At 69.8% G+C, this 13,616-nt stretch carries 10 protein-coding genes; 6 read left to right on the forward strand and 4 right to left on the reverse strand.

The window, feature by feature from the left end; translation table 11 throughout:
• Positions 1–5 precede the first annotated feature (5 nt).
• The 4 genes from AB0D85_RS02940 to AB0D85_RS02955 are packed head-to-tail and all read left to right on the forward strand — an operon-like array spanning position 6 to position 6,535.
• Positions 6–1,274 carry a glycosyltransferase gene (locus AB0D85_RS02940; RefSeq protein WP_362312737.1) on the forward strand — a complete coding sequence of 423 codons (1,269 nt, stop codon included), beginning with the start codon at positions 6–8 and terminating at the stop codon, positions 1,272–1,274.
• Positions 1,271–2,911 (forward strand): phospholipid carrier-dependent glycosyltransferase, encoded by a 1,641-nt coding sequence (locus AB0D85_RS02945; protein ID WP_362312739.1) that lies wholly within the window; start codon positions 1,271–1,273, stop codon positions 2,909–2,911. The genes AB0D85_RS02940 and AB0D85_RS02945 overlap by 4 nt, the downstream gene beginning before the upstream one ends.
• Positions 2,908–4,149 (forward strand): glycosyltransferase family 2 protein, encoded by a 1,242-nt coding sequence (locus tag AB0D85_RS02950; protein WP_362312741.1) that lies wholly within the window; start codon positions 2,908–2,910, stop codon positions 4,147–4,149. Before AB0D85_RS02945 ends, AB0D85_RS02950 begins: the two co-directional genes overlap by 4 nt.
• Entirely contained in the window at positions 4,136–6,535 is a 2,400-nt protein-coding gene (locus tag AB0D85_RS02955) for a galactose oxidase-like domain-containing protein (RefSeq protein ID WP_362312743.1), read from the forward strand. The genes AB0D85_RS02950 and AB0D85_RS02955 overlap by 14 nt, the downstream gene beginning before the upstream one ends.
• 79 nt (positions 6,536–6,614) lie before the next feature.
• Here AB0D85_RS02955 and AB0D85_RS02960 read toward each other — a convergent pair whose 3' ends face one another.
• The 4 genes from AB0D85_RS02960 to AB0D85_RS02975 all read right to left on the reverse strand — a co-directional run bounded on the left by AB0D85_RS02960 (position 6,615) and on the right by AB0D85_RS02975 (position 10,392).
• The gene (locus tag AB0D85_RS02960) at positions 6,615–7,340 is read right to left on the reverse strand and encodes a Mut7-C RNAse domain-containing protein (RefSeq protein WP_362312745.1); all 726 of its coding nucleotides are present in this window, start codon (positions 7,338–7,340) and stop codon (positions 6,615–6,617) included.
• 33 nt (positions 7,341–7,373) lie between these two features.
• Positions 7,374–7,997 carry a TetR/AcrR family transcriptional regulator gene (locus AB0D85_RS02965; protein ID WP_362312746.1) on the reverse strand — a complete coding sequence of 208 codons (624 nt, stop codon included), beginning with the start codon at positions 7,995–7,997 and terminating at the stop codon, positions 7,374–7,376.
• The gene (locus AB0D85_RS02970; protein WP_362312748.1) at positions 7,994–9,562 is read right to left on the reverse strand and encodes an MFS transporter; all 1,569 of its coding nucleotides are present in this window, start codon (positions 9,560–9,562) and stop codon (positions 7,994–7,996) included. The genes AB0D85_RS02965 and AB0D85_RS02970 overlap by 4 nt, the downstream gene beginning before the upstream one ends.
• A gap of 113 nt (positions 9,563–9,675) precedes the next feature.
• The gene (locus AB0D85_RS02975) at positions 9,676–10,392 is read right to left on the reverse strand and encodes a hemolysin III family protein (protein ID WP_362312750.1); all 717 of its coding nucleotides are present in this window, start codon (positions 10,390–10,392) and stop codon (positions 9,676–9,678) included.
• A 373-nt stretch (positions 10,393–10,765) separates the two neighbouring features.
• On the opposite strand from AB0D85_RS02975, the gene AB0D85_RS02980 reads away from it, so the two are divergent.
• A complete protein-coding gene (locus AB0D85_RS02980) occupies positions 10,766–12,589 on the forward strand; it encodes a phosphoenolpyruvate carboxykinase (GTP) (protein ID WP_362312752.1) in 1,824 nt (607 codons plus the stop codon).
• Between the two features lie 710 nt (positions 12,590–13,299).
• On the forward strand, positions 13,300–13,616 hold a 317-nt coding region (locus tag AB0D85_RS02985; RefSeq protein ID WP_362312754.1), incomplete at its 3' end, for a hypothetical protein.

The following is a 13,616-nucleotide window of genomic DNA, read 5'->3' on the forward strand; positions in this document are numbered from 1 at the left end:
CTTCCTTGCTCACGTCTGTCCTCATCGCGGCCGTTTCGCTCGCCCTGTTCTGGATGGCGGCCTTCACCTTGTGGTGGCAGATGCACGCGTGGCGTACGCCCGAAGTGCTCGCCTCCACCCGGTTCGGCAGCCCCGACGGCGGTGAACACCTGTCGTTCTCGCTGCTGTTGCCCGCGCGGCACGAACAGGCCGTGCTCGACCACACCATCCAGCGGCTGCTGGAGTCCACACACACCGACTTCGAGATCATCGTCATCGTGGGCCACGACGACCCCGAGACCACGGCGGTCGCCGAACAGGCCGCCGGGCGTGACCGGCGCGTCCGGGTCGTCGTCGACACCCACGAGAAGAAGAACAAGCCGAAGGCCATGAACACGGCGCTGCCGCACTGCCGCGGCGACGTCGTCGGGGTCTTCGACGCCGAGGACCAGGTCCACCCGGAGCTGCTCGCGCACGTCGACCACGCCTTCCGCACCACCGAGGCCGATGTCGTCCAGGGGGGCGTCCAGCTCATCAACTTCCACTCCAGCTGGTACAGCCTGCGCAACTGCCTGGAGTACTTCTTCTGGTTCCGGTCCCGGCTGCATCTGCACGCGCAGAAAGGGTTCATCCCGCTCGGCGGCAACACCGTCTTCGTACGCACGAAGGTGCTCCGCGCGGCCGACGGCTGGGACCCCAACTGCCTCGCCGAGGACTGCGACCTGGGCGTACGCCTGTCCAGCGTCGGCAAGAAGGTCGTCGTCGCCTACGACTCCGACATGGTGACCCGGGAGGAGACCCCGGACTCCCTGATGTCCCTGCTCAAGCAGCGCACCCGCTGGAACCAGGGCTTTCTCCAGGTGTACCGGAAGAAGGACTGGCAGCAACTCCCGGGCTTCGGACAGCGGTTGCTCGCCCGCTACACCCTGATGACGCCGTTCCTGCAGGCCTTCTCCGGCCTGATCATCCCGCTCAACGCGGCGGTCGCCCTCTTTCTCGACGTCCCCGTCGGCATCGCCTTCCTCACCTTCCTGCCGCTCGTCACCGCCGCCGTCACCTTCGTCTTCGAGGTGGTCGGCCTGCACGACTTCGGCAAGCAGTACGGGCTGCGCGTCCGCCTCGTCCACTACGTGAAGCTCGTCGTCGGCGGCCCCTTCTACCAGGTCCTCCTCGCCGGGGCCGCGATCCGCGCCGTGTGGCGCGAGCAACGCGGCCAGAAGGACTGGGAGTTGACCACCCACGTCGGCGCGCACCTCACCGCGGCCGAGCCGATCCGAGAGGACGTTCCCGCGTGACCTCCACTCTCCCCGCGGTGACCACTCCGAGGGTCCCCGCGCAGCGCCGGCCTGTGCCCGCGACAGGTCCGGCCGGCCGGACACCGCGGCCGCTCCGGCTCCGCTCCTCCCGTCCCGACCTGCTCCTCTGCGGTGTCCTGCTGCTCGTGATCCTCGCCGTCCAGGCCTGGAACATCGCCGACTACCCCACCCTCAGCGACGACGAGGGCACCTATCTCGCCCAGGCCTGGGCCGTCCAGGAGGGCCGGGGCCTCGCCCACTACACCTACTGGTACGACCACCCGCCGCTCGGCTGGATCCAGATAGCCCTGCTCACCTGGATCCCCTCCGCCCTCGACCCCTCCCTGATGACCGTCGGCTCGATGCGCGTGGCGATGCTGGTGGTGAGCGCGGCCAGCGCGGTCCTCGTCTACGTCCTCGGCCGCCGGCTCTCGCTGCCCCGCTGGGCGGCCGGCCTCGGCATGGCCCTCTTCGGGCTCTCGCCGCTCTCCGTCGTCCTGCAGCGCGAGATCTTCCTCGACAACATCGCCGTGATGTGGCTGCTGCTGGCCTTCTGCCTCGCCGCCTCGCCCAGCCGCCACCTCTGGCACCACTTCGGCGCCGGCCTCGCCGCCGCCGCGGGGGTGCTCACCAAGGAGACGATGCTCGTCGTCCTGCCCGCCCTGCTCGTCACCATGTGGCGCCACGGCCACGCGGACACCCGCAAGTTCGCCCTCACCGGCGCCATCACCGCCTGCACGCTCGCCGGACTGTCGTACCCCCTCTTCGCCCTCCTCAAGGGCGAGCTGCTGCCGGGCGCCGGTCACGTCTCCCTCTGGGACGGCATCAAGTACCAGATGTCCAGGCCGGGTTCGGGCTTCATCCTGGATCCCTCCGCCGGCTCCTACGGTGTCCTGCACTCCTGGCTCTACTACGACCGCGTGCTCCCCGTCGGCGGCCTCGCCGGGGCCCTGCTCCTGCTCGTGGTCCACCGCTGGTCGGTCACCGCCCGCGCCCTCGCCGGACCCGCGCTGGCCGTGGCGATCCTGGCCGCCGTCGCCCTGCGCCCGGGCGGCTATCTGCCCGCGATGTACATCATCGGCGCGCTCCCGTTCCTCGCCCTGGTGCTGGCCGGGGCCGCCGCCTCCGTCACGCACGCGGTCCTGCGCAGGTGGCGCGCCGAGGGCGAGCGGCGCGCGGTGACCGGCGGCCGGTACGCGCTGGCCGCCGTACTCGCCCTCGCCGCCGGGGCCTACACCGTGCCGAAGTGGTACGACGGTGACCGCACCGCCGTCACGGCCGACGCCAACGCGCCCTACCGGAAGGCCTCGCACTGGCTCGGCACCCAGGTCGCCGACCCGGCCCGGACCCGCGTCCTCGTCGACGACGCGCTCTGGCTGGACCTCGTGCACGACGGCTACCGGCCCGGCCTCGGCGTCATCTGGTTCTACAAGGCCGACCTCGACCCGGCCGTCACCAAGACCCTGCCGCACGGCTGGCGGGACCTCGACTACGTGGTCGCCTCCCCGACGGTACGGCGCGACGCCCACGACCTGCCCAACGTCAAGGCCGCGCTCCAGCACTCCACCCCGGTCGCCACCTTCGGCACCGGAGCCGACCGCATCGAGATCCGGCAGATCGCAGGGGGTACCCGTTGAGCAGCCACGAGTACACCGTCCCGGCACCGGGGCTGAAGGCCGTCGAGGTCCCCGAGCCGGGCGCCGTCACCATCGTCGTACCGACCTTCAACGAGTCGGGAAACGTACGGCAGTTGCTGCGCCAGATCACCGAGTCGGTGCCCGCGCGGCTGCCCTGCGAGGTCCTCTTCGTCGACGACTCCACCGACGACACCCCCGAGGTCATCCAGCAGGCCGCGCGGGACTGCCCGTTCCCGGTGAGCGTGCTGCACCGCGAGGAACCGGTGGGCGGGCTGGGCGGGGCCGTGGTCGAGGGGCTGCGGGCGGCCACCTCGGACTGGATCGTCGTCATGGACGGGGACTGCCAGCATCCGCCGTCCCTCGTCCCGGAGTTGGTGGCCACCGGGGAGCGCAGCCACGCCGGACTCGTGGTCGCCTCCCGGTACATCAAGGGTGGCAGCCGGGCGGGGCTCGCCGGCAGTTACCGGGTCGCCGTCTCGCGCGGGGCGACCTGGCTGACCAAGTCCCTGTTCCCGCGCCGACTGCACGGCATCAGCGACCCGATGAGCGGCTTCTTCGCGATCCGGCGCAGCGCGGTCACGGCGGACGTGCTCAAGCCGCTGGGCTACAAGATCCTCCTCGAACTGGCGGTGCGGAGCAGGCCCCGGCAGGTCGCCGAGGTCCCCTTCGTCTTCCAGGACCGGTTCGCCGGTGAGTCCAAGTCGACCGCGCAGGAGGGCGTTCGCTTCCTGCGTCACCTGGCCGGGCTGCGCACCGCCTCGCCGGTCGCCCGCATGGTCGGCTTCGGGCTGATCGGACTGAGCGGCTTCGTGCCGAACCTGGTCGGGCTGTGGGCGCTGACCGGCCTCGGCCTGCTCCCCCATGCTCGAATGAGCTCGCACGGGGGGACCCCCATCGTCCTCGCCGAGATCCTCGCCAACCAGCTCGGCGTCGCCTGGAACTTCGTCCTCATCGAACATCTGCTGTTCCGCGACCGGCGGGCCCATCGCCGCTGGTGGGACCGGGGCGGCCGGTTCGCGTTGCTCGCCAACGCCGACCTGGTGCTGCGCATCCCGCTGATCGCCCTGTTCGTCGACCGGTTCGGGATGGGGGCGCTGTCCGCGACCGCGCTCGCCCTGGTGACGACGTTCGTCCTGCGCTTCGCCGGGACCGAGGCGCTGGTGTATCTCCCGCGGCGCGACCGCGGCCGCGGGGGCAGCAAGCACGCACAGCAAGGAGAGCCGCGTGAGACCGCATAGAAGACGCACGGCCCTTTTCGGGGTGGGCACCCTGACCGCCGGACTGCTGCTGGCCGTACCGCAGCCGGCCCAGGCCGCCAACCTCATCACCAACCCGGGCTTCGAGACCGCCGGCACGGGCGACATGCCGTACTGCTGGGAGAAGTCCGGCTGGGGCGACAACGACTTCACCTTCGAGACCACGTCGGACGCGCACTCCGGGTCCGCGGCCATGAAGGTCACGCTGACCCGGCGGGTCGACGGCGACCGCAAGGCCATGATCCTGGAGAACTCCGACTGCGCGCCGACCGTGACCGTGGGCAAGCAGTACGACCTCGGGCTCTGGTACAAGACGACCACGCCGGACGCGAACATCACCCTGTTCCGGCACGACGCCACCGCCGGCTGGCAGTACTGGACCGACCTCAAGACCCTGGAGATGGCGGGGGACTGGACCCAGGCCACGGTCCGCACGCCCCAGGTCCCCGACGGCACCGACCGCATCACCTGGGGCGTCTCCGTCTACGGCACCGGCTCGGCGACCACCGACGACTACACCATGGAGCAGGTGACCGACCCGGTCCCGCCCGCCACCTGCACGGGGACGGCGGACGAGTGCGTCAACGGCCGCTGGGACGTGCTGCCCACGCAGAACCCGGTCCGCTCGATGCACTCGGTCGTCCTCAACAACGGCAAGGTGCTGCTGATCGCGGGCTCCGGCAACAGCGAGGAGAACTTCGCCGCGGGCACGTTCACCTCGGCCGTCTACAACCCGGCCGACGGGACGTACAAGGTCATCCCGACGCCGAAGGACATGTTCTGCTCGGGCCACATCCAGCTGCAGGACGGGCGGGTCCTGGTGCTGAGCGGCAACAAGGCGTTCCCGGCGGCGGACGGCTCGCACGGCTACGAGGGCTACAAGGACTCGTACATCTTCGACCCGGTCACCGAGACCTACAGCAAGACGAACGACCTGAACGACGGCCACTGGTACCCGTCGGCGACCGAGCTCGGCAACGGTGACGTCATCTCCTTCGGCGGCCTGCGCGAGGACTCGACCGGCTCGGTGACCGCCGAGTACTGGTCGGACGCCGAGCAGAAGTGGCTGGCACTGTGGCAGGTCAACCAGACCTGGTCGTACTGGGGCCTGTACCCGTCGATGATCCTGATGCAGGACGGCCGCCTCTTCTACTCCGGCAGCCATGTCTTCGGCAACAACATCCCGGGGACCGGCTCGGCGATCTACGACTACGGCGCCAACACCATCACCCAGGTCCCGGGCCTGCAGAACAAGGACCAGCGCGACCAGTCGGCGAGCGTGCTGCTGCCTCCGGCGCAGGACCAGAAGGTCCTCACCATCGGCGGCGGCAACATCGACACCAACCCGGACGCCAACCGCCTCACCGACATCATCGACCTCAAGCAGGCCAACCCGTCGTACGTCGCCGGGCCGCAGCTCCCGCAGGGGACGGTCGACCTGGGCAACGGCCAGGTCCCGGAGACCGGCGCGCAGGGCAAGATGTACGTCTCCGCCGTACTGCTGCCCGACGGCACGGTGCTGGAGACCGGCGGCGGACTGCACAACCGGGCCAACCCGGTCTACGAGGCCTCGATCTACGACCCCGGCAGCAACACGTTCGACCCGGTGGCCGCCGATCCCCAGGCCCGTGGCTACCATTCGTCCGCGTTCCTGCTGCCCGACGGCCGGGTGATGGCCACCGGTGACAACCCGGGCAACGGCACCTGGAACCACAACGTGTCGATCTACACCCCGCCCTATCTCCTCAAGGGCGAGCGTCCGACGATCACTTCGATGATCAACACGGAGTGGCACTACGGCGACACCCAGCGGATCACCGTCGACCACGCCATCGTCAAGGCCGAGTTGATCCGCCCGGCCGCGGTCACGCACTCCTCCGACCCGAACCAGCGCTTCGTCGACCTGCCGCTCTCCGTCGACGGCGACAACGTCGACCTGAACGTGACGAGCAACCCGAACGTGGCCCCGCCCGGCTGGTACATGCTCTTCGCGGTCGACGCGAACGGGGTGCCGTCGGTGGCCAAGTGGGTGCATCTGCAGGGGCCGGACGCGCTGAGCGCCGAGGCCGACCCGCATGTGCACGCCTTCGCGGACTCCCTCACCGGGAAGACGACGGGGGCGGGGAAGAAGCGGGCCTCGCAGCCGGTCAGTACGACCATCTCCGGGTGCGACCGGCACTACGGGTCGGTCAACGTGTGTGTGCCGACGGTGTTTCCGCCGGGGGTGAAGAAGACCGCGGCTGCTCGGTGTGCGTGGTTGAAGACCAATCAGTACGGGCGGTTGAAGGTCAACGGTCGCGATGATCCGCTGGGGCTTGATCGGAATCGGGACGGGGTTGCCTGTGGGAAGGGGGATGTGCGTCGTTAGTCGGGTGCGGGTGTGTGGGGGCTGGTCGCGCAGTTCCCCGCGCCCCTGACGGGGCGCTCCTGTCAGGGGCGTTGAATGGTCAGGGGCGCTGCATGGTCGGGGCGCGTTTCACGATCTGTTCCAGCTGGTCGTGGTGTGCGCCCTTCCAGTAGGCGCGGCCGCAGGTCTCGCACTGGGCGAAGACGTCGTACGAGCGTTCCGTGCCGCCCTTCAGCTGGGCCGCCACCTCGTCCTTCGTCGCCTCCTTCAGCAGGCCGTTGCAGGCCGTGCAGCGGGTCCAGGGGCGGAGGTCGGGGGCGAAGCGGTCGAGGATGTCGTGGAGCTGGTCGTCGGGGCGGGTGCTGTAGACGTAGGCGCCGGCCCAGAGTTCGCGGCGGCGGAGCAGGCCCCGGTCGCGGCTCAGCATCACGCGCTTCTCCGTCGCCGAGCGGGTCGCGAGGGCCGGGTCGCCGATGTCCGTCGACTCGTACGCCGTGTCCACGCCGAGGAGGCGGAGGCGGCGGGCCAGGGTGCCGAGGTGGACGTCTAGGAGGAAGCGGAGCGGGGCGCCGGGGATCCGCTGGGGGCGGGTGACCGGGCGGACGGCCACCCGCTCGCCGTCCGCCGGGATGTGGGCGACGGGGACCTCGCGGCCGTCCACCACCAGGGCGCCGACCTCGGTGAGGGGGACGCCCAGGGACTCGATCACATGGCCGAGCGTCGAGACGCCGTCGACCGCGAGCGGATGCACGCCCGCACGGCGGGCGTGCGGGACGAACAGGGCCAGCTCGGGGGCGACTTCGACGTGGATCTCGGGAGTGTTCACCTGGTCAGGATGGCACGGGAGACGGCCGTGGCCTCAGTGGTTTTGCGGGGGCAGGCCGTGCTCGATGACGTTGAGGGCGCGGTCGACGAGGGCTTCGAAGTCGCCCTCGTGGCCGTTCTCCGCCCAGTACATCGAGGTCTCCAGCAGCCCGCCGCAGATGGACATCGCGTAGACGCGGACCTCCAGGCTGTCCGGGTCGAGGCCGGTGCGCTCGCTGATGGCCTCGCACAGCATGCGGCCGGTGGCCGACATGCTCTCCATCATCCGCGAGCGGACCGAGGGGACCTCGACCATCAGCCGGGTACGCAGCCGGGAGACGGAGTGCGCGTCCTTGATGCCCAGCGTGACCGCCCGGTGCATCACATAGCGGAGGGACTCCGTCCACGGCTCGTCGGCGGGCCGTGCCCGGAGCTCCTCCATGATGATCGGGTCGTACTCGTCCGTGAGGACGATGTCCTCCTTGGTCGGGAAGTACCGGAAGACGGTCGACGGCGACACCTCGGCCCGCTCGGCGATCTGCTCGATCGTCGTGGCGTCCCAGCCCTGCTCCTCGACCAGCGCGTACGTGGCCTCGCGGATCGCCTCGCGGGTCTTGATCTTCTTCCGTTCGCGGAGGCCGGGCTGGGGGGAGGTGTGCGGTGCCGTCATGCTGGTCATTGTCCGGCATCGGCGGTGGCGGGGGCCACGGCCGGGGAGTCGTCTCCTTCGGTACGGCGGACGGTCGGCGTGTTGGGCAGGAACGCGGCGGCCAGCAGCGCGGTGACGAGCGCGGCGATCCCGCACACCATCAGGACCAGGCCCATGCCGTGGACGTACGAGGCGTTCGCGGAGGCGATCAGGTGGGTGGAGCCGGTCTTCGCGGCCACCAGGTGGGCGGCGACGACGGACTCACCGGCGGTGTGGCCGAGCGGGGCGGGCAGGCCGGTCACGTCGAGGCGGTCGCGGAAGGTGCTCGCCAGCAGGCTGCCGAGCAGGGCGATGCCGATCGCGCCGCCGACCTGGCGCAGGGTCATCAGCAGCCCGGAGCCGCTGCCGGCCCGGTCGGCGGGCAGCGCGGCGAGGGCGCCGTCCATGGCGGGAACCACCGAGAAGCCGAAGCCGAGGCCGGCGACGGACAGCCACAGGGCGGTGAAGCCGTAGCCGTCGTGGACGGTCGTACGGCTGCCGAGGAGCGCGGCGAAGGCGAGGACGACCAGGCCCGCGGCGACCACGGCCCGTGAGCCGAAGCGTGCCACGATCGGCTGGGCGGTCCGTGCGGCGATCATCAGGCCGCCCATCATGGGCAGCAGGCGCAGGCCGGTGCCGAAGGCGTCGTTGCCGAGGACCGCCTGGAGGTAGGGGGGCAGCACGAACATCAGGCCCGACAGCACGAACATCACGAGCGTGGCCGCGAGGGTGTTGAGCAGGAAGCCGCGGTGGGTGAGGAGTTCCATGTCGAGCATGGGGCGGTCGACCTGGCGTTCGCGCAGCACCAGGCCCGCGACCAGCACCACGGCCACGGCGAACAGGGCCAGGACCAGCGGGTCGCCCCAGCCGCGGTCGGGGGCCTCGATGATCGCGTAGATCAGGGCGCCGAGGCCGGTCGCGGTGAGCGCGGTGGAGAGGATGTCGACCTTCGGGGAGGCGGGGTCGCTGGTCTCGGGGAGCAGGAAGACGCAGGCGGTGACGCCGATCGCGACCATCGGGACGTTGATCAGGAAGACCGAGCCCCACCAGAAGTGGTTGAGCAGCCAGCCGCCGATGATCGGGCCGAGCGGCAGGCCGAGCGCCGAGGCGGCGGAGATGATGCCGACGGCACGGGTGCGCTCGGCCGGTCCGAACAGCGAGGGCAGCACGGACAGCGCCAGCGGCATCACCAGCGCGGCGCCCACGCCCATCACGGCACGGGCTGCGATCACCCAGTTCACGTCCCCGGCGAGGGCGCCGATCACGGATCCGGCCAGGAAGATCGCGAGGCCGGTGATGAGCATCCGGCGGCGGCCGAAGCGGTCGCCGAGAAGGCCCGCGGGGAGCATCAGGGACGCGAAGACGACGACGTACGCGTCCGCCATCCACTGCTGCTGGCCGGTGGTGGCGCCGAGCTGCTCGGCCATGGTCGGCAGCGCCACGTTGAGGATCGTCATGTCGAAGCCGAGCACCAGCATGCTCGCGACCAGGGCGCCCAGCGCCCACCAGCGGCGGGGGTTCGGAGGTGTCTCTTCAAGCTGAGTGACAGTAGCCATGAAATGAGAGTAGCTCTCAAAATCTAGGGAGTGTCAATAGAGAGCTGATGTCAGAGCATGAAAAAGTGGCCACGGCTCGGGAGCCGTGGCCACTCGGGGGAGGGGCGGTGGGACTACGCGTGCTGGTACGCCACCAGGGAGATGCCGACGTAGTGGACGACGAACGCGGCCAGCGTGAACGAGTGGAAGACCTCGTGGAAGCCGAAGTAGCGCGGCGACGGGTTCGGGCGCTTGAAGCCGTAGACCACACCGCCCGCGCTGTAGAGCAGGCCGCCGACGATCACCAGGACCAGCACCGCGATACCGCCGGTGCGCATGAAGTCGGGCAGGAAGAAGACCGCCGCCCAGCCCATCGCTATGTAGCAGGGCGTGTACAGCCAGCGCGGGGCGCCGACCCAGAACACCCGGAAGACGATGCCAGCGGCGGCGGCGCCCCAGATGCCCCACAGCAGCCACTGCCCCTTCCCGCCGGGCAGGAGCAGCAGGGTCAGCGGCGTGTACGTGCCCGCGATGATCAGGAAGATGTTGGCGTGGTCGAGTCTGCGCAGGATGCCGTCCATGCGCGGGCTCCAGTTGCCCCGGTGGTACAGCGCGCTCACGCCGAACAGCAGACATGCCGTCAGGACGTAGATCCCGCAGGCGATGCGGCCGCGCGGTGAGTCGGCGAGCGCGGTGAGGACGAGGCCCGCTATGAGTACGGCCGGAAACATGCCCAGATGCAGCCAGCCGCGCAACTTGGGCTTGACCTGGTGCGACAGGGAGGAGAGCGCCGCGGAGCCACGGCCGGCGGCCGGCGGGTCCGTGGGCGCGTCGGGGGCGGACGCAGTCATGCACCGCATGGTACCTACGCAACCGTAGGTTACGCGTCAGTACCACGCGATGACCGCGCGACAGTGGCCATCGTCTCACGCCTGCCCGAGGTATGGGCGGCGGTGTGCGATGCATGTCCGCCGGTATGCAAAAAGATCTCCAGTTGAACTCAACATGGACGCAAAGAAACGCAGGAAAACACGGAAACCGTGGCCTTCCTCACGTCGCTCATCTGTGACTCCCTCTGGACAGATGGGAGATCGAGTCGGAGGATCAAATGAGTGCGGTCGGCACCGGATGAGCGGCTACGAAGCATCCGGGTCGCAGCCCCCACGGGGCGACAAGGTCCTCAGCGGGCCAAAAAGATCAAAAATCCCTCATTTAGGAGCAATCGTGGCGCGCGACATCGCGGCTCCCACCGTCATCCCCACCCACCATCAGGAACTGATCTCGTGGGTCAACGAGATCGCCGAACTGACGCAACCGGACAGCGTGGTCTGGTGTGACGGATCCGAGGCCGAGTACGAGCGACTGTGCGGGGAGCTCGTGGCGAAGGGCACCTTCAAGAAGCTCGACCCGATCAAGCGCCCCCACTCCTACTACGCGGCCTCCGACCCGACCGACGTCGCCCGGGTCGAGGACCGCACCTTCATCTGCTCCGAGCAGGAGAAGGACGCCGGCCCGACCAACCACTGGAAGGCCCCCGCCGAGATGCGGGAGATCTTCTCCGGCGAGAAGGGCCTGTTCCGCGGCTCGATGAAGGGCCGGACGATGTACGTCGTCCCGTTCTGCATGGGCCCGCTGGGCTCGCCGCTCTCCGCGCTCGGCGTGGAGATCACCGACTCCGCGTACGTCGCCGTCTCCATGCGCACGATGACGCGCATGGGCCAGGCCGTCCTCGACGAACTCGGCTCCGACGGCTTCTTCGTGAAGGCGGTGCACACCCTCGGTGCCCCGCTCTCCGAGGGCGAGGCGGACGTCCCCTGGCCGTGCAACCGGACCAAGTACATCTCGCACTTCCCCGAGTCGCGTGAGATCTGGTCCTACGGCTCCGGCTACGGCGGCAACGCCCTGCTCGGCAAGAAGTGCTACGCGCTGCGCATAGCGTCCGTCATGGCGCGCGACGAGGGCTGGCTCGCCGAGCACATGCTGATCCTCAAACTCACGCCTCCGCAGGGCGAGTCCAAGTACGTCGCCGCGGCCTTCCCGAGCGCCTGCGGCAAGACCAACCTCGCCATGCTGGAGCCCACCGTCTCCGGCTGGACCGTCGAGACGATCGGCGACGACATCGCCTGGATGCGGTTCGGCGAGGACGGCCGCCTCTACGCGATCAACCCCGAGGCCGGCTTCTTCGGCGTCGCGCCCGGCACCGGTGAGCACACCAACGCCAACGCGATGAAGACGCTGTGGGGCAACGCCGTCTTCACCAACGTCGCGCTCACGGACGACGACGACATCTGGTGGGAGGGCATGACGGAGGAGACTCCCGCCCACCTCACCGACTGGAAGGGCAACGACTGGACGCCGGCGTCCGAGACTCCGGCCGCCCACCCCAACGCCCGCTTCACCGTCCCCGCCGCGCAGTGCCCGATCATCGCGCCGGAGTGGGAGGACCCGAAGGGCGTGCCGATCTCGGCGATCCTCTTCGGCGGCCGCCGGGCCACCGCCGTACCGCTGGTGACCGAGTCCTTCGACTGGAACCACGGTGTCTTCCTGGGCGCCAACGTGGCCTCCGAGAAGACGGCCGCCGCCGAGGGCAAGGTCGGCGAGCTGCGCCGCGACCCGTTCGCGATGCTGCCGTTCTGCGGCTACAACATGGGCGACTACATGGCCCACTGGATCGACGTGGCCAAGGACAAGGACCAGGCCAAGCTGCCGAAGATCTACTACGTCAACTGGTTCCGCAAGAACGACGAGGGCAAGTTCGTCTGGCCGGGCTTCGGCGAGAACTCCCGGGTCCTGAAGTGGATCGTGGACCGGCTGGACGGCAGGGCGGCGGGCGTGGAGACGCCGATCGGTGTCCTCCCGACGCGCGAGGCCCTCGACACCAACGGGCTCGACCTGGCCGACAGCGACCTCGACTTCCTGCTGACGGTCGACAAGGAGATCTGGCGCGAGGAGGCCTCGCTGATCCCCGGTCACCTCAACACCTTCGGCGAGCACACGCCGAAGGAGCTGTGGGACGAGTACCAGGCGCTGGTGGAGCGCCTGGGCTGAGCCCCTTCGGAAAGACTCCGCGGCCGGTCCTGGGGGTACCTCCCACGCCCTTAAGGCAGTGGGGGAGTGCCCTGACCAGCGATCGTCACGACCGGCCGCGGTGTGAACCGGCGAGGCCGCGCACAATGGGGTGCGGGGCTTGTGGGCCCGCCGTCGCAGCTCCCGTCCGCCCCGACGGGAGCAGGTGACGGCGGGCCCTCGCCTGTTGAGGCGCCACGAGGGGGAATCGGCGACGACCGGCTGAGTGATTTCCGAGTGCAGTGTGTTAATACTACTTTTTCGGGAGTGATGAATTCCTCGTCTGTGCTCGAAGGGGTCATCCGGCAGTGGGCCGAGCGCACCGTGTCGCGTGCCTGCTGTCTGGGCCCCTCCCAGTGTGAGGAAGATTCTCTTGAGCCGTAGAACGAGCCGAGTCACGCGCCTGAAGTCCGCCACCCTGGTGTCGGCGGGCGCCGCTGCGGTGGCACTCAGTGTTGCCCCGAGCGCCGTGGCCGCCGCCGACATGATGTCCAAGCCCGGCGAGCGCATCTCCGTACAGCAGTTGGGCCGGCAGCACGTGCCCGAGGCGGCCATCGCCGACGCGATCCGAAGGGCCGGGGCCCGTGGCATGGCGCCGGTGCGTCACGTCGGTGAAAAGGGCCCCCAGGGCGACAGGGGCCCGCAGGGCGACAGGGGTCCCCAGGGCGACAGGGGCCCACAGGGTCCACAGGGTGCGCAGGGAGCTCAGGGCGCGCAAGGTGCGCAGGGAGCGCAAGGTGCGCAGGGAGCGCAGGGAGCCCAAGGTGCTCAGGGCGCTCAGGGCGCTCAGGGCGCTCAGGGCGCCCAAGGGGCGCAAGGTGCTCAGGGAGCGCAAGGTGCCCAAGGCGCGCAGGGAGCGCAGGGTGCTCAAGGTGCTCAGGGTGCTCAAGGCGCGCAGGGGGCACAGGGTGCCCAAGGTGCTCAGGGAGCGCAAGGTGCCCAAGGCGCGCAGGGAGCGCAGGGTGCTCAAGGTGCTCAGGGTGCTCAAGGCGCGCAGGGGGCACAGGGG

Origin of the sequence: Streptomyces sp. NPDC048277, from assembly GCF_040652235.1 — a bacterium.
In the GTDB taxonomy this organism is placed as follows: Bacteria; Actinomycetota; Actinomycetes; order Streptomycetales; family Streptomycetaceae; genus Streptomyces.

What these genes read in the sequence shown, in the direction of transcription:
- AB0D85_RS02965 (WP_362312746.1), bottom strand. Translation starts at nt 7,997, where the DNA reads ATGACCAGCATGACGGCACCGCACACCTCCCCCCAGCCCGGCCTCCGC.
- AB0D85_RS02970 (WP_362312748.1), bottom strand. Translation starts at nt 9,562, where the DNA reads ATGGCTACTGTCACTCAGCTTGAAGAGACACCTCCGAACCCCCGCCGC.
- AB0D85_RS02975 (WP_362312750.1), bottom strand. Translation starts at nt 10,392, where the DNA reads ATGACTGCGTCCGCCCCCGACGCGCCCACGGACCCGCCGGCCGCCGGC.